20 protein-coding genes are annotated in these 20,396 nt (G+C 74.5%); 15 read left to right on the top strand and 5 right to left on the bottom strand.

Features of this window, described 5'->3' with window-relative positions; all coding sequences use genetic code 11:
- Positions 1 to 38 precede the first annotated feature (38 nt).
- Positions 39 to 512 (top strand): DUF2231 domain-containing protein, encoded by a 474-nt coding sequence (locus FHX74_RS13895; protein WP_182560762.1) that lies wholly within the window; start codon positions 39 to 41, stop codon positions 510 to 512.
- Between the two features lie 45 nt (positions 513 to 557).
- Here FHX74_RS13895 and ybaK read toward each other — a convergent pair whose 3' ends face one another.
- From ybaK to FHX74_RS13880, 3 genes are read right to left on the bottom strand one after another with little or no spacing between them, the layout of a single operon-like run.
- Entirely contained in the window at positions 558 to 1,055 is a 498-nt protein-coding gene (ybaK, locus tag FHX74_RS13890) for a Cys-tRNA(Pro) deacylase (RefSeq protein ID WP_182560761.1), read from the bottom strand.
- Positions 1,056 to 1,082: 27 nt separating this feature from the next.
- Positions 1,083 to 1,394 (bottom strand): AzlD domain-containing protein, encoded by a 312-nt coding sequence (locus tag FHX74_RS13885; RefSeq protein ID WP_182560760.1) that lies wholly within the window; start codon positions 1,392 to 1,394, stop codon positions 1,083 to 1,085.
- Entirely contained in the window at positions 1,391 to 2,110 is a 720-nt protein-coding gene (locus tag FHX74_RS13880) for an AzlC family ABC transporter permease (RefSeq protein ID WP_328823824.1), read from the bottom strand. The genes FHX74_RS13885 and FHX74_RS13880 overlap by 4 nt, the downstream gene beginning before the upstream one ends.
- 155 nt (positions 2,111 to 2,265) lie before the next feature.
- Between FHX74_RS13880 and FHX74_RS13875 the strand changes: the two genes are divergently transcribed.
- The 6 genes from FHX74_RS13875 (at position 2,266) to FHX74_RS13850 (ending at position 7,686) form a co-directional block, all read left to right on the top strand.
- A complete protein-coding gene (locus FHX74_RS13875; RefSeq protein WP_182560759.1) occupies positions 2,266 to 2,832 on the top strand; it encodes a hypothetical protein in 567 nt (188 codons plus the stop codon).
- 79 nt (positions 2,833 to 2,911) lie between these two features.
- Positions 2,912 to 4,267 (top strand): histidinol dehydrogenase, encoded by a 1,356-nt coding sequence (gene hisD, locus FHX74_RS13870; RefSeq protein WP_182560758.1) that lies wholly within the window; start codon positions 2,912 to 2,914, stop codon positions 4,265 to 4,267.
- A complete protein-coding gene (locus FHX74_RS13865) occupies positions 4,264 to 5,421 on the top strand; it encodes a histidinol-phosphate transaminase (protein WP_182560757.1) in 1,158 nt (385 codons plus the stop codon). The genes hisD and FHX74_RS13865 overlap by 4 nt, the downstream gene beginning before the upstream one ends.
- On the top strand, positions 5,418 to 6,053 hold the full coding sequence (hisB, locus tag FHX74_RS13860) for an imidazoleglycerol-phosphate dehydratase HisB (protein WP_182560756.1): 636 nt from the start codon (positions 5,418 to 5,420) through the stop codon (positions 6,051 to 6,053). Before FHX74_RS13865 ends, hisB begins: the two co-directional genes overlap by 4 nt.
- Complete coding sequence (hisH, locus tag FHX74_RS13855; RefSeq protein WP_328823823.1) at positions 6,050 to 6,679, top strand: imidazole glycerol phosphate synthase subunit HisH; 630 nt, start codon at positions 6,050 to 6,052, stop codon at positions 6,677 to 6,679. Before hisB ends, hisH begins: the two co-directional genes overlap by 4 nt.
- A complete protein-coding gene (locus FHX74_RS13850) occupies positions 6,676 to 7,686 on the top strand; it encodes an HAD-IA family hydrolase (protein ID WP_182560755.1) in 1,011 nt (336 codons plus the stop codon). Before hisH ends, FHX74_RS13850 begins: the two co-directional genes overlap by 4 nt.
- Here the strand turns inward: FHX74_RS13850 and FHX74_RS13845 are convergent.
- Positions 7,661 to 9,175: a polysialyltransferase family glycosyltransferase gene (locus FHX74_RS13845; protein ID WP_182560754.1), complete on the bottom strand. Its 1,515-nt coding sequence runs from the start codon at positions 9,173 to 9,175 to the stop codon at positions 7,661 to 7,663. The two genes, FHX74_RS13850 and FHX74_RS13845, sit on opposite strands and share 26 nt — an antisense overlap.
- The gene (locus FHX74_RS13840; protein ID WP_182560753.1) at positions 9,172 to 10,260 is read right to left on the bottom strand and encodes a glycosyltransferase family 2 protein; all 1,089 of its coding nucleotides are present in this window, start codon (positions 10,258 to 10,260) and stop codon (positions 9,172 to 9,174) included. The genes FHX74_RS13845 and FHX74_RS13840 overlap by 4 nt, the downstream gene beginning before the upstream one ends.
- A gap of 258 nt (positions 10,261 to 10,518) precedes the next feature.
- Here FHX74_RS13840 and FHX74_RS13835 point away from each other — a divergent pair, with 258 nt between their 5' ends.
- From FHX74_RS13835 to FHX74_RS13800, 8 genes are all read left to right on the top strand, one after another.
- Complete coding sequence (locus tag FHX74_RS13835; protein WP_182560752.1) at positions 10,519 to 11,439, top strand: N-acetylneuraminate synthase family protein; 921 nt, start codon at positions 10,519 to 10,521, stop codon at positions 11,437 to 11,439.
- A 63-nt stretch (positions 11,440 to 11,502) separates the two neighbouring features.
- Positions 11,503 to 12,621, top strand: coding sequence for a hypothetical protein (locus FHX74_RS13830; protein WP_220483927.1), 1,119 nt, complete (start codon positions 11,503 to 11,505; stop codon positions 12,619 to 12,621).
- 83 nt (positions 12,622 to 12,704) lie between these two features.
- On the top strand, positions 12,705 to 13,499 hold the full coding sequence (priA, locus tag FHX74_RS13825) for a bifunctional 1-(5-phosphoribosyl)-5-((5-phosphoribosylamino)methylideneamino)imidazole-4-carboxamide isomerase/phosphoribosylanthranilate isomerase PriA (RefSeq protein ID WP_182560751.1): 795 nt from the start codon (positions 12,705 to 12,707) through the stop codon (positions 13,497 to 13,499).
- Positions 13,496 to 15,970, top strand: coding sequence for an HAD-IB family hydrolase (locus FHX74_RS13820; RefSeq protein ID WP_328823822.1), 2,475 nt, complete (start codon positions 13,496 to 13,498; stop codon positions 15,968 to 15,970). The genes priA and FHX74_RS13820 overlap by 4 nt, the downstream gene beginning before the upstream one ends.
- Before the next feature lies 1 nt (position 15,971).
- Positions 15,972 to 17,480 carry a lactate racemase domain-containing protein gene (locus FHX74_RS13815; RefSeq protein WP_182560750.1) on the top strand — a complete coding sequence of 503 codons (1,509 nt, stop codon included), beginning with the start codon at positions 15,972 to 15,974 and terminating at the stop codon, positions 17,478 to 17,480.
- Positions 17,470 to 18,357, top strand: a complete 888-nt coding sequence (locus FHX74_RS13810) for a lysophospholipid acyltransferase family protein (RefSeq protein WP_182560749.1) — start codon at positions 17,470 to 17,472, stop codon at positions 18,355 to 18,357. The genes FHX74_RS13815 and FHX74_RS13810 overlap by 11 nt, the downstream gene beginning before the upstream one ends.
- Positions 18,358 to 18,381: 24 nt before the next feature.
- On the top strand, positions 18,382 to 19,140 hold the full coding sequence (locus FHX74_RS13805; protein WP_182560748.1) for a YebC/PmpR family DNA-binding transcriptional regulator: 759 nt from the start codon (positions 18,382 to 18,384) through the stop codon (positions 19,138 to 19,140).
- A 130-nt stretch (positions 19,141 to 19,270) separates the two neighbouring features.
- A complete protein-coding gene (locus FHX74_RS13800; protein ID WP_182560747.1) occupies positions 19,271 to 20,317 on the top strand; it encodes a hypothetical protein in 1,047 nt (348 codons plus the stop codon).
- The last annotated feature ends 79 nt before the right edge of the window (positions 20,318 to 20,396 follow it).

Below are 20,396 nucleotides of genomic sequence, written 5' to 3'. Positions count from 1 at the left end.
GGCTTGAACCATCCGGACCCGCTGATCGTAGAAGAGGCATGACCGTCTCCGGCCTGCCTCTGCACCCGCTGCTCGTCCACGCCGTCGTCGTGCTGATGCCGCTCACCGCCATCGCCGCCGTGCTGCACGCCGTGTGGCCGGTGGCCGCCCGCCGGCTCGGGGTGGTGACCCCGCTGGCCGCGCTGGTCGTGCTCGTGCTCACCCCGATCACCAAGGAGGCCGGCGAGGCCCTCCAGCGCCAGCTCGGGATCGGGGTCGCACAGCACGCCGCCTACGGCGACCGGCTGGTGATCTGGGCGATCGGGCTCTTCGTGGTGGCGGTGGCGGTCTGGTTGTTCCACGGCCCGGTGCTCGCGAGCCGGCGCGAGGCGATGGCGGCCGGCACGGTCACCGGGATCCGCGTCGGGCTCGCGGTGGTCACCGTGGTCGTCGCGGTCGGTTCGATCGTCTGGGTCTTCCTGACCGGCGACTCCGGGGCACGCGCGGTCTGGGGCGCCGCGACCGGCTCCTGACCCGGGGTCCGCGCCGCATCCGACCCGGCTCCGCAGCCGGCCTTCTCACCCGGCGACCGCAGCCACCGTCGCGTCGGTCACCCGGACCAGGTCGTGCGGGTCGAGCTCGACCTGCAGCCCGCGCCGGCCGGCACTGACCAGCACCGTGGCGTGGCCGAGCGCGGACGCGTCCAGCACCGTGGGCAGCGGGGTGCGCTGGCCGATCGGCGAGATCCCGCCCACCACGTACCCGCTGCTCCGGGCCGCCGCTGCCGGGTCGGCCAGCTGGGCCCGCTTCGCCCCGACGGCGGCGGCCAGCGCCTTGAGGTCGAGCTGGTGCGAGACCGGAACCACCGCGACCACCAGGCGGCCGGCGTCGACCACCAGCGTCTTGAAGATCCGGTCCGGGTCGACGCCGAGCGCGGCGGCCGCCTCCTCGCCGAACGCGGTCGCGTCCGGGTCGTGGTGGTAGGGGTGCAGGGTGTGCGCGATCCCGGCCCGGGTCAGCGCGACCGTCGCGGGGGTGCCACCGCCGTGCTCGGACCTGCGATCCTTCTTGCTCATCGGGTCTCCACCTCCTCGGCGACGGGTTCAGGTCAGCAGCCGGAGCAGTGCGGTGACTCCGATGGCGACCAGGAACACCACCAGGAAGCCGCGCCGGAGCAGCAGCATGACCACCCCGGCGAGCACGCCGGCCACCGTCCGCCAGTCGACCGCGTACTGCCCGCCGCTGCTGAACAGCTGCACCGCGGCCAGCGCCGCCAGCATGGCGATCGGCAGGTAACCCGCGATCCGGCGGACGGTCGGCTGGTCGAGCACCGCCTGCGGCAGCGAGACCCCGGCCAGCTTGAGCAGGTAGCAGCCGACCGAGGCGATCAGCACCGTCGCCCAGAGCGCGGTCACGCCGCGCCCCGGTCGGCCCGGTCGGCTCGCGGGCGGAGCAGCCCGGCGATCACGGCCACCCCGGCGGCGGCGAGCACCGGCAACCCGGCCGGCAGCACCGGCACCAGCACCAGGGCCAGCAGCGCCCCGGTCACCGCGACCAGCCGCGCCCGCGCGGTGGTCAGCCCGGGCCAGAGCAGGGCCAGGAAGACCGCCGGAGCGGCCGCGTCCAGCCCGAAGTCCTTCGGGTCGACGACGGTGCCGAGCAGCGCCCCGAGCACCGTGCCGACCTGCCACAGCGTGAAGAGGATCAGCCCGGTGGCCCAGAACGCGTACCGCTTCGACCGGGTGCTGGGCTGCGCCACGGCCATCGCCGTGGTCTCGTCGATCACGAAGTGGGCGGTGACCGGCCGGCGCCAGCCGCGCAGGTCGACGATCTCCGACAGGGTCACGCCGTAGAAGGCGTTGCGGGCGCCGAGCAGGAGCGCCACGGGGATGGCCGCGAACGGCGAGCCGACGCCGACCGCGCCGACCAGCGCGACCTGCGAGGCGCCGCTGAACATCACCAGGCTGAGCACCGCCGTCTGCGCCAGCGAGAGCCCGCTGCCGGTCGACAACGCGCCGAACGCGGCCCCGAACGCCGCGGCGTAGAGGCCGAGCCCCACCGCCGCGCGGAGGATGCGGCCGCGGTCGGGGAGTGGTGACGGGTGGGGCACGTCCGGTTGCGGGTCGGGCACGTCCGCACGCTAGCCAGCCGGTCCGACGTCCGGCCCGCTTTTCCACGCCTCGGCCCGCTCCTCGGCCCGCGCCGCCCACCCGTCCTCGGGCGCAAAGGTTGGGGAGGGGTCGGGACGGCAGGGACGGCCGGAGGGCGCTGCGTAGAGTGCCCGTCGTGACCGACCGGAACGACCACGGGGCGCGGGCGCTGGTCATCAACGGGACGGTCGGGGTCGGCAAGACCACCACGGCCGACCTGGTCGGCGACCGGTGGCGCGAGGCCGGCATCCCCGGGGCGGTGATCGACGTCGACGGGCTCCGCCGGGCCTGGCCGGCGCCGCCGGACGACCCGTTCCACGCCACGCTCGGGCTGACCAACCTGGCCGCGGTGGTGGCCAACCACGTCCGGGCCGGAGCCCTCCGGCTGGTGCTGGCCGACGTGCTCGAGGACCGGTCCCAGCGCGACCGGCAGCAGCGCGCCATCGGGCTGCCCACCACGGTGGTCCGGCTCCGCGCCGACCCCGACCGGATCGTCCCGCGGCTGGCCGCACGGCACCGCGACGACCACGACGGCGGCGCCGGGCTGGCCTGGCACCTGGCCCGGGTCACCGAGCTGCAGGCGATCCTCGACGCCGCGGACGTCGACGACGCGGTGGTCGACGTCACCGAGTTCGACGCCCTCGCCGTGGTCGACCGGGTGCTGGCCGTCACCGGGTGGCCCGAATCCACACCCGAGTCCTGACCCCAGCCTTGACCCAGCCCTGACCCCGCGGTCGAGACGAGCCGATACCCGCTCGACCACGCTTCGTAGACTCGGACCCGTGCTCCGGACCCTCGACCTCCGCAACCGCGCGGGCGGCGATCGCGACTACCGCGACCTGCTGCCGCGTGCCGAGTTCGACGTGGACGCCGCCGTCGAGGTGGTGCGCCCGATCTGCGACGCCGTCCGCGACCACGGCGAGCACGCGCTGCGCGAGTACTCCGAACGGTTCGACCACGTCGTCCCGGAGCGCTTCCGGGTCCCGGCCGAGGCGCTGGGCCGCGCGCTCAACGAGCTCGACCCCGAGCTGCGGGCCGCCTTCGAGACCTCGATCACCCGCCGACGCACCGTGTCGCAGGCCGAACGCGGCGAGACCTCGGTCGAGGTCGAGCTCGCGCCCGGCGCGCACGTCGGCCAGCGGATGATCCCGGTCGGCCGGGTCGGGCTCTACGTCCCCGGCGGGCTCGCCCCGCTGGCCTCGAGCGTGATCATGAACGTGGTGCCGGCGCAGGTGGCCGGGGTCGGCTCGCTGGCCCTCGCCTCACCGCCGCAGCGGGAGTTCGGCGGGCTGCCGCACCCCAACATCCTGGCGCTCTGCGCGCTGCTCGGGATCGACGAGGTGTACGCCGTCGGCGGTGCCCAGGCGGTGGCGATGTTCGCCCACGGCGTCCCCGGGCTGTGTCCGCGGGTCGACCTGATCACCGGCCCGGGCAACATCTACGTGGTGGCGGCCAAGCGGCTGCTCAAGGGTCTGGTGGGCATCGACTCCGAAGCCGGCACCACCGAGATCGGGATCCTCGCCGACGACAGCGCCGATCCGGTCTTCGTGGCCGCCGACCTGGTCTCGCAGGCCGAGCACGACCCGAACGCGGCCGCCGTCCTGGTCACCGACTCCGAGCCGCTGGTCGCCGCGGTGGCCGCCGAGCTCGACCGCCAGGTGCCGGCCAGCAAGCACGCCGACCGGATCCGCACCGCGCTGACCGGCCCGCAGTCCGCGGTGATCATGGTCGCCGACCTCGAGCAGGGGCTCGACGTGATCAACGCCTATGCCGCCGAGCACCTCGAGCTGCAGGTCCGCGACGCGGCCGGGGTGGCCGGCCGGATCCGCAACGCCGGCGCGATCTTCGTCGGGTCCTACAGCCCGGTCTCGCTCGGCGACTACTCGGCCGGCAGCACCCACGTGCTGCCCACCGGCGGCTGCGCCTGCCACTCGTCCGGGCTCAACGTCAAGAGCTTCCTCCGCGCCGTCCACGTGATCGACTACGACGCCGACGCGCTGGCGGCGATCGGGCACGGCGTCGAGCTGTTCGCCGAGGCCGAGGACCTGCCCGCGCACGCCGCCGCGATCACCGCCCGGCTGGACCGGGTCGCGGACCGGCGGGGGACTGGGCGGCCGGGCACCGGAGCGGACGCGTGACCGCCTCCGCACCGGGCCGGGCCGGCACCGCCGCGCCGCGGCTCGCCGACCTGCCGCTGCGTCCGGAGCTGGCCGGGGAGGAGCCGTACGGTGCCCCGCAGCTGGACGTCCCGGTCTGCCTCAACGTCAACGAGAACCCCTACCCACCGGGGGAGCAGGTGGTGGCCGACGCCGCCGCCGCGGTGGCCGCGGCGATGCGCGGGCTCAACCGCTATCCCGAGCGCGACGCCCTGGCGCTCCGCGCCGACCTGGCCGGATACCTCGGCCACGGGTTGACCGCCGACCACGTCTGGGCGGCCAACGGCAGCAACGAGGTGATGCTGCACGTCCTGCAGGCCTTCGGCGGCCCCGGACGCAGTGTGCTGTCGTTCGCCCCGACGTACTCGATGTACCCGGAGTACGCGCGCGACACCCACACCCGGTTCGTCACCCACCCGCGCCGCGACGACTTCACCCTCGACGTCGACGGGTGTCTCGCCGCCATCGCCGACCAGCGACCGGACGTCGTGCTGGTCGCCAGCCCGAACAACCCGACCGGCACCGCGGTGGGGCTCGACGTGGTCACCGCGATCTGCCGGGCCGCCCCGGGGGTGGTGGTGGTCGACGAGGCCTACCACGAGTTCGCCCGGCCGGGGACGCCGAGCGCGCTCGAGCTGCTGCCCGAGTTCGGCCGGCTCGCGGTCAGCCGCACCATGAGCAAGGCGTTCGCCTTCGCCGGCGGCCGGCTGGGCTACCTGGCCGCCGCCCCGGCGTTCGTCGACGCGCTGCGGATCGTCCGGCTGCCCTACCACCTCTCGGCGGTCACCCAGGCGGTCGCCCGGGTGGCGCTGGCCCACGCCCGGGAGATGCTGGCCCAGGTGGCCGCGCTCCGCGCGGCCCGGGACGACCTCGCCGGGTGGCTCCGCGGCCGCGGGCACGAGGTGGCCGACTCCGACGCCAACTTCGTGCTGTTCGGCCGGTTCGCCGACCGGCACGCGGTCTGGCAGGGCCTGCTCGACCGCGGGGTGCTGATCCGCGAGACCGGGCCGGACGGCTGGCTGCGGGTCTCGGCCGGCACCCCGGCCGAGATGGAGGCGTTCAAGACCGCGCTCACCGAGGTGCTCGACGCCTCCGCGGGCGGGACCACCGACCATGATCAGGAGCAGAGCCGATGAGCCACCGGACCGCCGAGCTGGCCCGCTCCACCTCGGAGTCCAGCGTCTCGGTGTGGATCGACCTCGACGGCACCGGGGAGTCCGAGATCTCCACCGGGGTGGGGTTCTACGACCACATGCTCACCGCGCTCTCCCGGCACGGGCTGCTCGACCTCAAGATCACCAGCCACGGTGACACCCACATCGACGCCCACCACGTGGTCGAGGACACCGCCATCGTGCTCGGCCAGGCGATCCGCACCGCGCTCGGCGACAAGCGCGGCATCCGCCGGTTCGGGGACGCGCTGGTGCCGCTCGACGAGGCGCTGGCCCGGGCCGTGGTCGACGTCTCCGGTCGGCCCTACTGCGTCCACACCGGCGAGCCCGCCGGCCAGGAGCACGTGCTGATCGGCGGTGGCGTCGGGCCGGGCTTCCCGCAGGGCGGCGCGCCCTACACCGGGTCGCTCACCCGGCACGTGATGGAGACGCTGGCCTTCCACGCCCACCTCTGCCTGCACCTCACGGTGCTCGCCGGCCGGGACCCGCACCACGTCGTGGAGGCGCAGTTCAAGGCGCTGGCCCGGGCTCTCCGGTTCGCGGTCGAGCCGGACCCGCGGGTCAGCGGCATCCCCAGCACCAAGGGCGCGCTGTGACCGTTCCCGGTCGCCGGGTGGTGGTGCTCGACTACGGCTCGGGCAACCTGCGTTCCGCCGAGCGAGCGCTGGCCGCCACCGGCAGCAGCGTCACCGTGACCGCCGACCGTCGAGCCGCGCTCGAGGCGGACGGGCTGGTCGTCCCCGGGGTCGGCGCCTTCGCCGCCTGCATGGACGGGCTGCGCGCCGTCGGGGGCGACGAGATCATCGCCGAACGGGTCGCGCACGACCGGCCGGTGCTCGGGATCTGCGTCGGTCACCAGGTGCTGTTCAGTGCGGGCGTCGAGCACGGCGAGCGCACCCCCGGTTGCGGCCGCTGGCCCGGGGTGGTCGAGCAGCTGCGGAGCACCCGGCTGCCGCACATGGGCTGGAACACCGTCGACGTCACCCCCGGGTCCCGGCTCTTCGCCGACGTCGAGGACGAGCGCTTCTACTTCGTCCACTCCTACGGGGTGCGGGCCGCGGCCGACGACCGGCCGGACGCCGCCCTCAGCTGGACCGAGCACGACGGCGACACCGTGCTGGCGGCGGTCGAGGACGGCCCGCTCAGCTCGACCCAGTTCCACCCCGAGAAGTCCGGCGCGGCCGGCGCCCGGCTGCTCCGCAACTGGGTCGCCACGCTGTGACCGCGCCGGCCAGCGACCCGGTCCCCGGCGGTGAGCCCGACGCCCCGGTCGAGGCGGTGATCTTCGACCTCGGTGGCGTGGTGCTGCGCTGGGACCCGCGGCTCGCCTACGCCCGGGTGCTGCCCGAGGACGAGATCGACGGCTTCCTGGCCGAGATCGACTTCCCGGCCTGGAACCGCCTGCACGACGCCGGGCGTCCGTGGGCCGACGGCGAGCAGGAACTGCTCGAGCGGTTCCCGCACCGCGAGGAAGCGGTCCTGGCCTACCGGCAGCACTTCGACCACGCGATCCCGGGCATGGTGCCCGGCACCGCCGCGGTCGTCGCCGAGCTCCAGCGCCGCGGTACGACCCTGGTCGCGCTGACCAACTGGGCCGCCGACACGTTCGCCGCGACCCGGCCGCGCTTCGACGTCCTCGACCGGTTCGCCGGGATCGTCGTCTCGGGCACCGAGAAGCTGGCCAAGCCCGACCCGGCGATCTTCCGGTTGCTGCTCGACCGCTACGGGCTCGACCCGGTGACCACGGTGTTCGTCGACGACTCGGCCGCGAACTGCGCGGCCGCCCGCCGGCTCGGGCTGCGCACGGTCACCTTCACCGACGCCGCCGCGCTCCGCTGCGAGCTCGCCGCGCTCGGGCTCGTCGGTGCTCCGCCCGCGCTCGACGTCGACGTCCACCACCTGGTCGAGCGGGCCGTCTGGGAGGAGGCGCGGGTGATCGGTCGCTACCCGTGGTCGACCCGCGGCCTGGACTACGAGCAGGCCGGCTTCGTCCACACCGCGTTCGCCGACCAGGTCGAGGGGGTCCGGGCCCGCAGCTTCGCCGACATCGACCCGGACGACCTGCTCCGGGTCACGCTGCCGGCCGGCACCGCACCGATCCTGGTCGAGCCGGCCCCGGCGAGTCTGACCACCGGGCCGGACGCCGACCCGACCGCCGCCCGGGGCTTCCCGCACCTCTTCGCGCCGCTCGACCCGGCCGGGGTCAGCGTCGTCGCGCCGCTCGGCTGATCCGGCCGAGCACCGCCGCGGTCGCCTGGTGTGCGACCCGGTGCACGGTGCCTCCGGTCCGCGGACGCGCCGGGACCGGAACGCGGCCGTTGCTGCGCCTGGCCCCGTCCGGCCCGGTGAGCGCCGTGCCGACCACCGTCCCGACCACCGGCAGCCGCAGGGTCCGCCGCTTGAGCCGGCTGAGGGCCCGCCGGTGGGCGGACGGCTGTGGCGGCTGACCGGGGAGGTCGAGCCGGGTCAGCCGGCGCCGGGTGAAGTAGCGGGTCAGCGTCCGCCGGTCCTCGGCGGCCAGTCGGGCCAGCTGCGCCACCGCCACGGGCCGCAGCTGCGGCACCACCGTCGGCTGCATGCAGTAGGCCACCGCCGCCACCAGCCCGTCGAGCTCGGCGCCGGGCGCCACCGCCCCACCGCCCCTGCCGGCGAACAGTGCGTCGGCGATCACCAGGGGGATCCGGTTGCTGTTCGCGTACGGGGTGAGCCGGCCGAGCACCAGCGGCGTGCCCACCGCGACCGCGTCCAGCCCGAGCAGGAACCGGGCGGTGGCCAGCCCGGTGGAGAAGCAGCTCACCACCAGCGCGGGCGGGTCGTCGATCATGGCCAGCTCGGCCACCCCGGGGCCGTCGTCGACCACCAGCGTGACGCCGAGCTCGGCCGCGATCTCGCGCAGCGCCCAGCCGGCGGCCGGCGGCGCGCTCGGGTGCTTCTTGAACACGCAGCGGTCGATCCCGCGACCGGCCACCTCGGCGATCATCGCCCGGTGCAGCTCGGTCTCCTCCTCGGTGCTGATCAGCCCGAGGCTGGGCAGGTACTGGCCGAGCACCAGGGCGTGCGGGCGGTGGCCGGCCCCCCGGTCGTGATCACGGTCGTGATCAGCGTCGTGATCATGGTCGTGATCAGGGGCGGTGCCGACCACGCCGCGGAGCACCTCACGGACCGCGGCGGCCGGCACCGTCCGGTGCTCGGGTCGGTGCTCGGCGAGCAGCTGGGGACGCAGCCCGGGCACCAGGTCGACGTAGCAGAGCCCACGGATCCGCTGGCCCAGCTCGGTGGGCAACGGTTTGCGGGTGGGGGAGTAGGTCATCAGCCCGTCCGAGTGCGTCCACAGCTCGGCGTGCCGGAAGATCCGGGCCAGCGCCGGCGCCGGGTTCACCTGCACCGAGTCCATGATCACCGAGCCGGGCGCGGCGTCGAGCTCCCAGAAGCGGACCAGCAGCTGCGACCACATCTCCAGCTCGTCGGCGCGCGGCGCGAACTGCACTGGCCGCCGCGGGGCGACCAGCGGTGCCAGGTCGATCACCCGGTCGAACCGCTTGGCCACCTCGGCGAACCCGGTCTGCCGGTCCAGCGGCACCGACAGCTCGGGAGCCTGGCTGGAGTCGGCGAGCAGCAGGATCCGTTCGCCGTCGGGGTCGGGCAGCGCGCCGACGTCGACCGCGGCGGCCAGGCTGAGGCACTGGTAGAAGGTCGAGGCGACCACCAGCTGGCTCACTCGATCACCGCCTGGTGCGCGAGGCTGCCGACGACCCGGCCGCGGACTGCCGCCACCCGGCTGTGCCCGGACCAGAAGCCGGCGTCGACCTCGTCACCGACGGCTCGGCCGACCACCGGCCGGAGCAGCCGGCGACGCTCCTCCGACAGCCCGGCGAACGCGTGCGCCAGGGCCGCCTCCGGCACCTGCTGGACCAGCGGCCGGGCCCGGCGGTGCAGCGCGGTGGCGTCGGCCAGCCGCATCAGGTGCTGGCGCGACAGGTGGTGGGCCAGCACGCCGAGGAACATCCGGGCCGCCTTGGGCCAGAACCGGTCGGCCTCGTGATCATCGCGGACCAGACCGAAGACCTGCGCGAAGGCGGGCAGGAAGTCGAGCTGACGCCGGTCGACGATCTGGGTCAGCGAGGTCGCGCTGCCGCGCCGGTAGAGGATGCCGGGGCTGTCGACCACCGCGTAGGACGCGGCGCGCAGGTGCAGACCCCAGCACCACGGCCGGTCCTCGGCGGTGAACAGGCCTTCGGGGAAGGACAGCAGCGGCAGCACCCGGCGGTCGAACAGCCCCGCCCAGGCGTAGCAGTAGTCGATCATGGTCGTGGCGGTCTCGGGCAGGATCGAGGCGCGCGGGTCGAGCCGGACGTGCCGGACGGCCTGGGGCGCGCGGACCTGCTGCCGGCGACCCGCGGTGCTGCGGACGTGATCGGTCCGGACGAAGTCGACGTCCAGCCGGCGGATCCACCGCAGCAGGGTGGACAGCTGTCCCGGGGACAGCCAGTCGTCGCCGTCGAGGAACCCGAGGTAGTGGCCCCGGGCGGCCCGCAGTCCCTGGTTGCGGGCCGAGGCCAGCCCCACCGGGGTCGCGTTGCGGAGGATCTCCAGACCGGGCAGCCGGTTCCGGAACGAGGCGGCGACGTCGGCGGTCCGGTCGGTCGACCCGTCGTCCACCACGACCACCTGCAGGGCGTCGGGTCCGGAGAGGTCGTCGAGCTGCCGGACCAGGCTGGTCAGGCAGTCGGCCAGGTAGTGGTCGAGGTCCTTGGCCGGGACGATGATCGAGATCTCGGGTGCACGGGGATCGGGTGCGGACATCTGGTCCTGTCGGGGTAGCGGACGACCCTGCCGGGCCCGGTCGTGACCGACGCTAGGCGGGCCCGGCAACGAGTCGGTGACGCCGACGTGAACACCCACCGTGCCGTCCGGGACCCGGCCACCCAGCGTCCGTCGGCTGTTCACGTGTCGTTCGTCTGCGGATGGGTGTCCGTCCGGTTCGCCTTCCTAGCTTCGGGTTCGACGCAGACGCGACCGCCGTCCCGGATCGGCCGGGACACGACCGGAAGGCCACCCCAGGTGAGCAACCACGACGCCCGCACCCGCACCATCGGCACCAAGACTGTCGGCCCCGGCCACCCGGTATTCGTCACCGGCGAGATCGGGATCAATCACAACGGCGAGCTGGAGAACGCCTTCGGGCTGATCGACGCCGCGGCCGCCGCCGGCTGCGACGCGGTCAAGTTCCAGAAGCGCACCCCCGAGATCTGCACCCCGCGCGACCAGTGGGACATCGAGCGCGACACCCCGTGGGGCCGGATGACCTACATCGACTACCGGCACCGGGTCGAGTTCGGGTTCGACGAGTACCGCGCCATCGACGCCTACTGCGCGCAGCAGGGGATCGCCTGGTTCGCCTCCCCGTGGGACGTCGAGTCGGTCGACTTCCTCGAGCAGTTCGACGTGGCCGCGCACAAGGTCGCCTCGGCCTCGCTGACCGACGACGAGCTGCTCCGCCGGCTCCGCGCCACCGGCCGCACCGTGGTGCTGTCCACCGGGATGTCCACCCCGCGGCAGATCCGGCACGCGGTCGAGGTGCTCGGCAGCGACAACATCGTGCTCTGCCATGCCACCAGCACCTACCCGGCCAAGGCCGAGGAGCTCAACCTCCGCATGATCAACACGCTGGCCGCGGAGTTCCCGAACGTCCCGATCGGCTACTCCGGGCACGAGACCGGCCTGCAGACCACGCTGGCCGCGGTCGCCCTCGGCGCCACCTTCGTCGAGCGGCACATCACCCTCGACCGGGCCATGTGGGGCTCGGACCAGGCGGCGTCGGTCGAGCCGGGCGGTCTGCAGCGGCTCGTCCGCGACATCCGCGCGGTGGAGGCCTCGCTCGGCGACGGCGTCAAGAAGATCTACGAGGGTGAGCTGGCGGCGATGAAGAAGCTGCGCCGGGTGCGCGGCGACGTCGACGAGCAGGTGCTGGTCGGGGCCTGAGCGGTCGACCGGCCCATCCTCACCGGACGCGCTCGCCCGACACCCACACCCACGGAGGACCCGATGTCCCCGCAGACCCCTTCGACCCGCCCGCCGTCCCCGCTGCCGACGGGGGAGACCCCGCACCGTGACGTGGTCGCGCTGGTGGAGAGCCCGGCGCAGCTGCTGAACGTGATCGAGTGGGCGCACGCCCGCTGCTCGACCGGCGACGGCGAGCCGCAGCTGTCGCCGCACCGGATCGGCGCCGGGGCCACCGTGGTGGTGCTGGCGCCGGCCCAGGCGGCCGGCCGCGAGCAGCTGCGGGCGATGGCCGGGCTGGCCCGCTCGGTCGGGTTCGCCGTGGTCTGGTACGACCTCCGCGGGTCGGCGGCCGGTCGGCTGTCCTGCTGGCCGGGGCTGCTCGGCTGGGTCCGGGCGGCCCGGACGCTGGTGGTCGGCGACCCGTTCTCGGGGCCGATCCAGCTGCTGCTCGGCGCCTCCACCGCCCGCGAGGTGGTGGTGGTCGACGACGGGAGCGCCACCTTCGAGCTGGTCGAGCTGCTGGCCCGCGGCGACGACCTGATCCGCTGGCACCGCGGCGGCCGGGCCGGCGCGGTGCGCCGGCGGGTCGCGCGGACGGCCACCCGGCGACTGACGCCACGGCGGAAGCGCCCGGTCAGCCTGTTCACCGCGATGCCGGTGCACTCGCCGGTGCTGCCGGTGCTGCCCAACCGGCTGGCCTGGACCCGGCGCAGCTTCGGCCCGCCCACCGTGCTGCCGGGCGCCGACCTGATCGGCACCTCGCTGGTCGAGTCCGGAGTCATCGGTCTCTCGCCGTACCTGCGGGCGGTCGGTGGGCTGACCCGCAGCCACGGGCTCGGCCGCTACCTGGCGCACCGCCGGGAGTCCGAGGAGAAGCTGCGGCGGATCGCCGACCTCGGGCTCGAGGTGGTCCGGCCCGAGCTGCCGCTGGAGATCGTGGCCCGGACCGGTCCGATCCGCCGGACGATGATCAGTTTCCCCTCCACCGTGGTGCACACGCTGCCGCCGCTGATCGCTGAGGTCGGCGCCCGGGTGCTGGTCTGCGAGATCGACCGCGACTGGTTCGTCCCGGCGCAGGTCGATGGCAGCTCGGCCGGCTTCCTGAGCGGGGTCAGCGACGCCGCCCGGCGCGCCCACGGCCTCGCGACGGTCGGCGCCTGACCGCTCCGACGTGCCACGGCGGACGCCGTCTCCCGGCTCCGCGGCGGGTCGGTGAGCCGGTCGGACTCGGATAGGGTCACCGGGTGAGTTCGTTGGTGCTGCTGCCCGCCGTCGACGTGGCGGGCGGCCAGGCGGTGCAGCTGGTGCAGGGCCGGGCCGGGAGCGAGAAGCGGTTCGGCGACCCGCGTCAGGCGGCCCGCCGGTGGGCCGAGGCCGGCGCCGAGTGGATCCACCTGGTGGACCTCGACGCGGCGTTCGGCCGCGGCAGCAACGCCGCGGTGATCGGCGAGGTCATCGCCGAGGTGGCCAGCGTGGTCGGGCTCAAGGTCGAGCTCTCCGGCGGGATCCGCGACGCCGCCAGCCTCGACCGCGCCCTCTCCACCGGGTGCGCCCGGGTCAACATCGGCACCGCCGCGCTCGAACGTCCCGAGTGGGTGGCCGAGATCATCGCCGAGCACGGCGAGCGGATCGCCGTCGGCCTGGACGTGAAGTCCGATCCCGACGGCGAGCACCACCGGCTGGCCGCGCGCGGCTGGACCACCGAGGGCGGGGACCTGTTCGAGACGCTGGACCGGCTCGACGCCGAGGGCTGCGCGCGGTTCGTGGTCACCGACGTCGCCTCCGACGGCATGCTGGCTGGGCCGAACTACCGGCTGCTGGCCCAGATCGCCGAGCGCACCTCCCGGCCGCTGGTGGCCAGCGGCGGCATCTCCACCCTCGACGACATCGAGCGGCTCGCCGCCCTGGTGCCCGACCGGCCCGGCGAGCCCGGCGTCGAGGGCGCGATCATCGGCACCGCGCTCTACGTCGGCAACTTCACCCTGACCGACGCGCTGGCCACCGCGCGCGGCGAGCGCCCGGCCGGAGCGGTGCGGTGACGGTCGCGCCCGCCGAGACCTTCCAGCGCGCCACCGCGGCCGACCACCCCGGCCCCACGGTCGACGGGCGGCTCCGCGACCTGCTGGCCGGCAAGGTGATCGTGATGACCGGGGTCACCGGGTTCATCGGCGAGCAGCTGCTGTGGAAGATGCTGGTCGAGCTGCCCGACACCACGGTGGCCGTGCTGGTCCGCCGCAAGGGCTCGGCCAGTGCCCGCGACCGCACGCTCGCGGTCGTCCGGAAGAAGATCTTCGCCGGGGTCCGGGAGGCGGCCGGTGGCCCGGAAGCCCTGCTGGAGCAGCGGATCCGGGTCATCGAGGGTGACCTGCCCAACGTTCCCGCGCTGCCGCGCGACCTCGACGTGGTGGTGCACTGCGCCGGCGACGTATCCTTCGACCCGCCGATCGACCAGGCCTTCCGCACCAACGTCATCGGCACCGAGGCGCTGATGGACCGGATGCTCGAGGCCTGCACCGGCGAGGACGGCGAGCTGGTCCGGATCCCGCACTACGTCCAGATCTCCACCGCCTACACCGCCGGCCGGCGGCGCGGGGCGATCGGCGAGGCCCCGCACGCCCACGACATCGACTACCGGGCCGAGACCGCGGCCGGGCTGGCCATGCGCGACCTGATCGAGGCCGAGTCGCGGACGTCGGCGCAGCTGACCCGGCTGCGTAAGGAGGCCGAGCGCGACCACCGCGCCGCCGGCTACCTCACCACCGCCGCCGACACCGAGCGCCGCCGCAAGGAGTGGGTGCAGGCCAAGCTGGTCGAGGCCGGCACCGAACGGGCCCGCTCGCTCGGCTGGACCGACGTCTACACGTTCACCAAGGCGCTGGGTGAGCGGGTGGTCGCCGACAAGGGCGCGCACATCCGCACCTCGGTGGTCCGGCCCTCGATCGTCGAGTCCTCGCTCGTCCACCCCTACCCGGGCTGGATCGAGGGCTTCAAGATGGCCGAGCCGCTGATCCTGGCCTATGGCCGCGGCGAGTTGCCCGAGTTCCCGGCCTCCCCGGACTCGGTGATCGACGTCGTCCCGTGCGACCACGTGGTCAACGCGACCATCGCGGTCTGCGCGACCGAGCCGGAGATCGGGGTCTGCGAGTACTACCACGTCAGCTCCGGCGCCCGGAACCCGATCACCTTCTCCGGCTTCTACATCCACATCCGCAACTACTTCCTGGCCCACCCGTTCGAGGGCGGCGCCCGGGGCGCGGCGCGGCTGCCGCAGTGGAAGTTCCCCGGCGCGGCCTCGGTCGAGCGGCTGCTGTCCACCTCCGAGCGGGCGCACGCGCTGGCCGACCGGGCGGTGCTCAAGCTCCCGCGCTCCGAGCGCACCCGCAAGTTCGCCCGCGACCTCGACCGGACCCGGTCGCGGCTGGACTTCCTGCGCCGCTACCTCAGCCTCTACAACGAGTACGCGCAGTCCGAGCTGCACTTCGTCGACGACAACACCCTGCGGTTGAGCCGTTCGCTCGACCCGGCCGACCAGCCGGTCTTCGCCTGCGACACCGCGGTGGTCGACTGGACCGAGTACGTCGAGCGGATCCACTGCCCGTCGATCACCGCCCCGGTCCGTCGGCTCGACGCGCTCCGCCGCAAGCGCGGGTCGCGGGCCAGCACCTGGGCCGACCTGAGCAGCGACGAGGGGATGCGCCGGGCCAAGGCCGACCCGGAGGCGCACCGGGTGCTGGCCGCCTTCGACCTCGACGGCACGATCATGTCGACCAACGTGATCGAGCAGTACCTGTGGTCGCGGCTGCCCGAGCTGGACCGGGCCCACCAGCTGGCCGAGCTCGGTTCGGTGCTCCGCTCGCTGCCCAGCTATCTGCGGGTCGAGCGGCGCGACCGCGGGGCGTTCCTGCGCGCGGTCTACCGGCGTTACGCCGGGGCCGACCTGGCCGCGCTCGAGGAGTTCGTCGACACCACGATGGCCGGCGAGATCCTCGGCCGGCTCAGCCCGGACGCGGTCCGCCGGGTCCGCGAGCACCGCGAGGCCGGGCACACCACCATCCTGATCACCGGCTGCATCCGGCCGCTGACCCGGCCGCTGGCGCCGCTGTTCGACGTCATCGTGGCCGCCGACCTCGCCGTCGACGCCCGTGGCCGGTGCACCGGCTTCCTCACCGGCCCGCCGCTGGTCGGCGAGTCCCGGGCCGCCTGGCTCAACCACTACGCGTCGCTGCACGACATGGACCTGTCGCGCAGCTTCGCCTACGCCGACAGCCACTCCGACCTGCCGATGCTGTCCTGCGTCGGACGTCCGGTCGCGGTCAGCCCGGACGTCCCGCTGATGCGGGCCGCGGCCGGCCAGTCCTGGACCACGGTCGAGTGGAAGATCCGTCCGCAGAACTCGCGCTGGACGCTGTCCCGGCTGACCGCCGAGGAACGCACCGACCCGCCCGAGCTGACCGGCGCCCCGTCCGGGGACCCGTCCCCGGCCCCGCGCCCCGTACGAGGAGACTCCTGAGATGGCCCGCCCCGGTTTCGTGCTCGAGGTCGACGAGCGCACCCCGCCGCTGCTGGTGCACGACGGTCCGCGGCTGCGGACCGAGCAGTTCCCACTCGGCACCGAGGTCGTCTACCCGCCCGACCCGGCGACCCCGGTGGACGACCTGACCGAGGCGATCGACGCCGCCTGCGCGCACCCGGTGGGCTCCGACCCGCTGGCCGACCGGCTCCGCCCCGGGATGCGGCTCACCCTGGTCTTCGACGACCTCAGCAGCCCCGGCGTCCGGCTCCGCAGCCCGGACGTCCGCGGCCGGGTCGTCGAGCGGGTGCTGACGCTGGCCGCCGCGGCCGGCGTCGACGACGTCGTGCTGGTCGGGGCCCGCGGGCTCGAACGGCGCAGCACCGACACCGAGCTCCGGCGGGTGCTGGGCGAGCGGGTCTTCCGCAGCTTCCACGGCGACGGCCGGCTGCTCCAGCACGACGCCGAGGACCGTGACGGGCTGACCGTGCTCGACCCGGGCGGCGACGGTGCGCCCGAGGTCGCGATCCACCGCCGGGTGGCCGAGTCCGACCTCGTCGTGCTGGTCCACCTGGTGACCCGGCCGGGCGCGGGCGGGCTCGAGCTGATCGCTCGCGGGCTCGGCTCGCCGGCCACCGCCACCGCCCCCCGCGCGGTCGAGCTGATCGGCGCCGCGGTGCCGGTCTTCGCGCTCGACGCGGTGGTCTCGGTGCAGCGGTACGGCGGCCGGCTCGAGTTCCTCGGCCGCCGCGAGTGGGAGTGGGGGCTGGCCGCGCAGGGCGCCTACCAGGCGGTCTCGCGCGGGCTGTCAGCCGCACCGAGCCGCTGGGCCGACCGGCTGGCCGGCGGCCGCGAGGCGTCGGCGACCGTCAGCCTGGTCACCGCCGGTGACCCGACCGCCGTCGCCGCCGCCAGCGCCGCGCACGTGGCCGAGCACCTGCGGGTCCAGGTCGACGGGCAGGCCGACGTCCTGGTGGTCGGTGCGCCCGACCCCACGCCTTACAGCATCGACTCGCTGACCAACCCGGTGCTGGCGTTGTGGAACGCGCTGGTGCCCGGCGTCGGGGCGACCACCGGCACACCGCTGGTCCGCGAGGGCGGCGCGGTGGTGCTCTACCACCCGCTGAGCACCCAGTTCAGCGCCCTGCACCACCCGTCCTACGTCGACTTCTTCTCCTCGGTCCTCCCGGTGACCGCCGACCCGGCGCGGCTGGCCGAGGACTTCGAGTCGAAGTTCGCCGAGGACCCCTGGTGGCGCAACCTCTACCGGACCGCGCACGCCTTCCACGGCGTCCACCCGTTCCACCGCTGGTACGAGCTGGCGCCGGTGCTGGCCCACTGCGGCGACGTGGTGGCCGTCGGCGCCGACCGGGCGGCCGCGTCCCGGCTCGGGCTGCGGGCCGCCTCGACGCTGGCCGACGCGCTGGAGATCGTCGCCGCGGGCGTCGGGCACAGCCCGCGGATCCGCTATCTCCGCAACGCCGCCCCGGTCTCGGCCGATGTCCGCTGAGCTCTGGTCCCGCACCGGCGGTGCGGGAACGACCGCGGGGAACGGGAACGACTGGGCCCGGTCGCCGCTGGCCGGGCTGGTCCGCCGCCCGCTCCAGGCGCTGACCCTCGGCCCGGTGCTCCGCTCGCTGGTGGCGGTGGAGGCGCGCGGCGCGGACGACCTCGCCGAGACCGCGACCGGCCCGGCCGGCACCGTCGGCCCGGTGATCATCGCGGCCAACCACGCCAGCCACCTCGACACCCCGGTGCTGCTCAGCGCGCTGCCGGGCGCGCTGCGCCGCCGGACCGTGGTGGCCGCGATGGGCGGCGCGCTCTTCGACAGCGGCTGGCGGCGCCAGGCGTCCGCGCTGCTGTTCAACGCGGCGCTGCTCGGCGGCGGACACCGCCCCGGCGGGGTGAGCGCCGACGCCCTGCTCGCCGAGGGCTGGAGCCTGCTGGTCTATCCCGAGGGCGGGCGCTCGGTCGACGGCTTCCTCGGCCGGTTCGCCGACCTGGCCGCCGAACTGGCCATCCGGCACCGGCTGCCGCTGGTCCCGGCGGGGGTGCGCGGGACGTACGCGGTGCTGCCCAAGGGCCGGCCGTGGCCGGTCCGGTCGGGGCGCGACCACCCGGCCCGGTCGCGGATCAGCGTCGGGTTCGGCCCCGCGCTGCGGCCCGGCCCGGGCGAGGACGTCCGGTCGGTCGGCGACCAGCTGGCCGCCGCGGTGACCCGGCTGATCGACGAGGACGCCACCACCTGGTGGGAGGCCCAGCGGCACCCGCGGCCGGCGGGGGAGTCGGTGGACCCGCCGGTCGGGAGCTGGCGGCGGATCTGGCAGCAGACCCAGCCGCCGGGCAAGGGCGGGCAGCGCTCGCGCCGCCGGATCTGGGTCCGCTGAGCGCTCCGGACTAGGATCGGAGTCATGTCCGGACACTCCAAGTGGGCCACCACCAAGCACCAGAAGGCCGTGGTCGACGCACGTCGTGCGAAGTCGTTCGCGAAGCTGATCAAGAACATCGAGGTCGCCGCCCGGCTCGGCGGCGGCGATCCGGACGGCAACCCGACGCTCTACGACGCGATCCAGAAGGCCCGGAAGACCTCGGTCCCCAAGGACAACATCGACCGCGCGGTCAAGCGCGGCTCGGGTGCCGAGTCCGGCGGAGCCGACTACGAGACGCTGATGTACGAGGCCTACGGCCCGGCCGGTGTCGCGCTGCTGATCGAGTGCCTCACCGACAACCGCAACCGCTCGGCCTCCGACGTCCGGGTCGCCGTCACCCGCAACGGCGGCACGATGGCCGACGTCGGCTCGGTGGCCCGGGTGTTCAACCGCAAGGGCGTCGTGGTGGTCGGCAAGACCCAGGGCGACCGGACCCTCACCGAGGACGACGTGCTCGAGGCGACCCTCGAGGCCGGGCCCGAGGACGTCAGCGACCTCGGTGAGGCGTTCGAGGTGCTCTGCGACCCGGCCGACGTGGTCAAGGTGCGCACCGCCGTCCAGGAGGCCGGTCTGGACTACGAGTCCGCCGAGGTCGAGTTCGTCCCCGAGTTCACCCAGCCCGTCGACGCCCCCACCATGGAGAAGGTCGAGCGGATCATCGAGGCCCTCGAGGACTCCGACGATGTCCAGAACGTCTACGCCAACTTCGAGGCCCCCGAAGGCGCCCTGGTCGACGCCTGACCGGGTCGGACGGCCCGCGGGTCGATGCCTGCCCGCGATAGCCGACCCGCTCGTCTGTCGGCCCCCCGCCTGCGTCCTGCAAAGTCGCGTTCGGGCGGGCGTTGCACACGATGCAGCAGCGAGCGGTGTCGTGCTGGGGTTCGGCTGGCAGGTGCTTCGCAGTGTTGGCCGGACGGGCGCAGTGTTGTCCGATCCCTCAGGCCTGTGGATGACCGCCCTACGGCAGGCTCGCGGTCGGCACGCTGCTCGCGTGACGACACGGCCCGCGCAGCACACCCGAGACCTCCTGCACCAAGGCTTCACTCACGACGAGCTTCGGCGTGACGTCTCCCGTGGTCGACGGAGCCGGCTGCGTCGCGGCAGCTATCTCGACGAGCCGGACCCGGCCGAGATCGACGCCGTCCACCGGCACCGTTTGCTGGTCGCCGCGACCCTGCCGCTCTGCGATCCGGGGTCGGTGCTGAGCCACCACTCGGCGGCCGTCGTCTGGGGCCTGCCGACCGCCGGGCTGCCGTCCCGGGTCCAGCTCACCCGCCAGCCGCCTCACAGCGGTCAAGACCGTGGGTGCGTCAACCTGCGGGTCGCCCGCCTGCACCCGGACGAGATCACCGAGGTCGACGGGCTCCCGGTCACCACACTGGCGCGCACGGTCGTCGATCTCGCCCGCGCGCTGCGCCTGGAGGAGGCGGTCGTCACCGGAGACGCGGCGCTTGCCGCCGGCCTCGATCGGGACGCCCTCGACACCGTCCTCGCCCTGTCGCGTCATCGTCCCGGAGTGATCCGCGCCCGCCGGGCATGCGCCTTCTTCGACGGCCGGAGCGAGTCCGACGGCGAGTCGGTCAGCCGGGTACGGCTCGCGGCGGCTGGCCTGCCCGCGCCGGAGCTGCAGCACGAGCTCCGGTCACCCGACGGTGAGTTCCTCGGCCGCGTCGACTTCTTCTGGCGCAAGCAGCGGACCGTCGGCGAGTTCGACGGCCGCGTGAAGTACGGCCGTCTTCTCCGGGCGGGAGAGCATCCGGGCGACGTCGTCTTCGCCGAGAAGCGCCGCGAGGACGCGATCCGCCGACTCGGGCTCGAGGTCGTCAGGTGGACGTGGCCCGACTGGGAACGACCGAGGCGCGTCGTCGGCTGGGTGGAGGACGCGTTCCGCCGAGCCGCGCAGCGCGGTCGGCGCTGAGCGTCACCTCGCCACCGGTCGTCGGCGGGCCATTCCTGATCCCACCGCACGAGCAACCTTGCGTCCGTTGCACGCACCT

This window comes from Microlunatus kandeliicorticis, assembly GCF_014137855.1.
GTDB classification, from domain to species: domain Bacteria; phylum Actinomycetota; class Actinomycetes; order Propionibacteriales; family Propionibacteriaceae; genus Microlunatus; species Microlunatus kandeliicorticis.
This window is presented reverse-complemented; position numbering and strand designations above follow the sequence as displayed.

What these genes read in the sequence shown, in the direction of transcription:
- FHX74_RS13895 (WP_182560762.1), top strand. Translation starts at nt 39, where the DNA reads ATGACCGTCTCCGGCCTGCCTCTGCACCCGCTGCTCGTCCACGCCGTC.
- ybaK (WP_182560761.1), bottom strand. Translation starts at nt 1,055, where the DNA reads ATGAGCAAGAAGGATCGCAGGTCCGAGCACGGCGGTGGCACCCCCGCG.
- hisB (WP_182560756.1), top strand. Translation starts at nt 5,418, where the DNA reads ATGAGCCACCGGACCGCCGAGCTGGCCCGCTCCACCTCGGAGTCCAGC.
- FHX74_RS13840 (WP_182560753.1), bottom strand. Translation starts at nt 10,260, where the DNA reads ATGTCCGCACCCGATCCCCGTGCACCCGAGATCTCGATCATCGTCCCG.
- FHX74_RS13830 (WP_220483927.1), top strand. Translation starts at nt 11,503, where the DNA reads ATGTCCCCGCAGACCCCTTCGACCCGCCCGCCGTCCCCGCTGCCGACG.
- FHX74_RS13815 (WP_182560750.1), top strand. Translation starts at nt 15,972, where the DNA reads ATGGCCCGCCCCGGTTTCGTGCTCGAGGTCGACGAGCGCACCCCGCCG.
- FHX74_RS13810 (WP_182560749.1), top strand. Translation starts at nt 17,470, where the DNA reads ATGTCCGCTGAGCTCTGGTCCCGCACCGGCGGTGCGGGAACGACCGCG.
- FHX74_RS13805 (WP_182560748.1), top strand. Translation starts at nt 18,382, where the DNA reads ATGTCCGGACACTCCAAGTGGGCCACCACCAAGCACCAGAAGGCCGTG.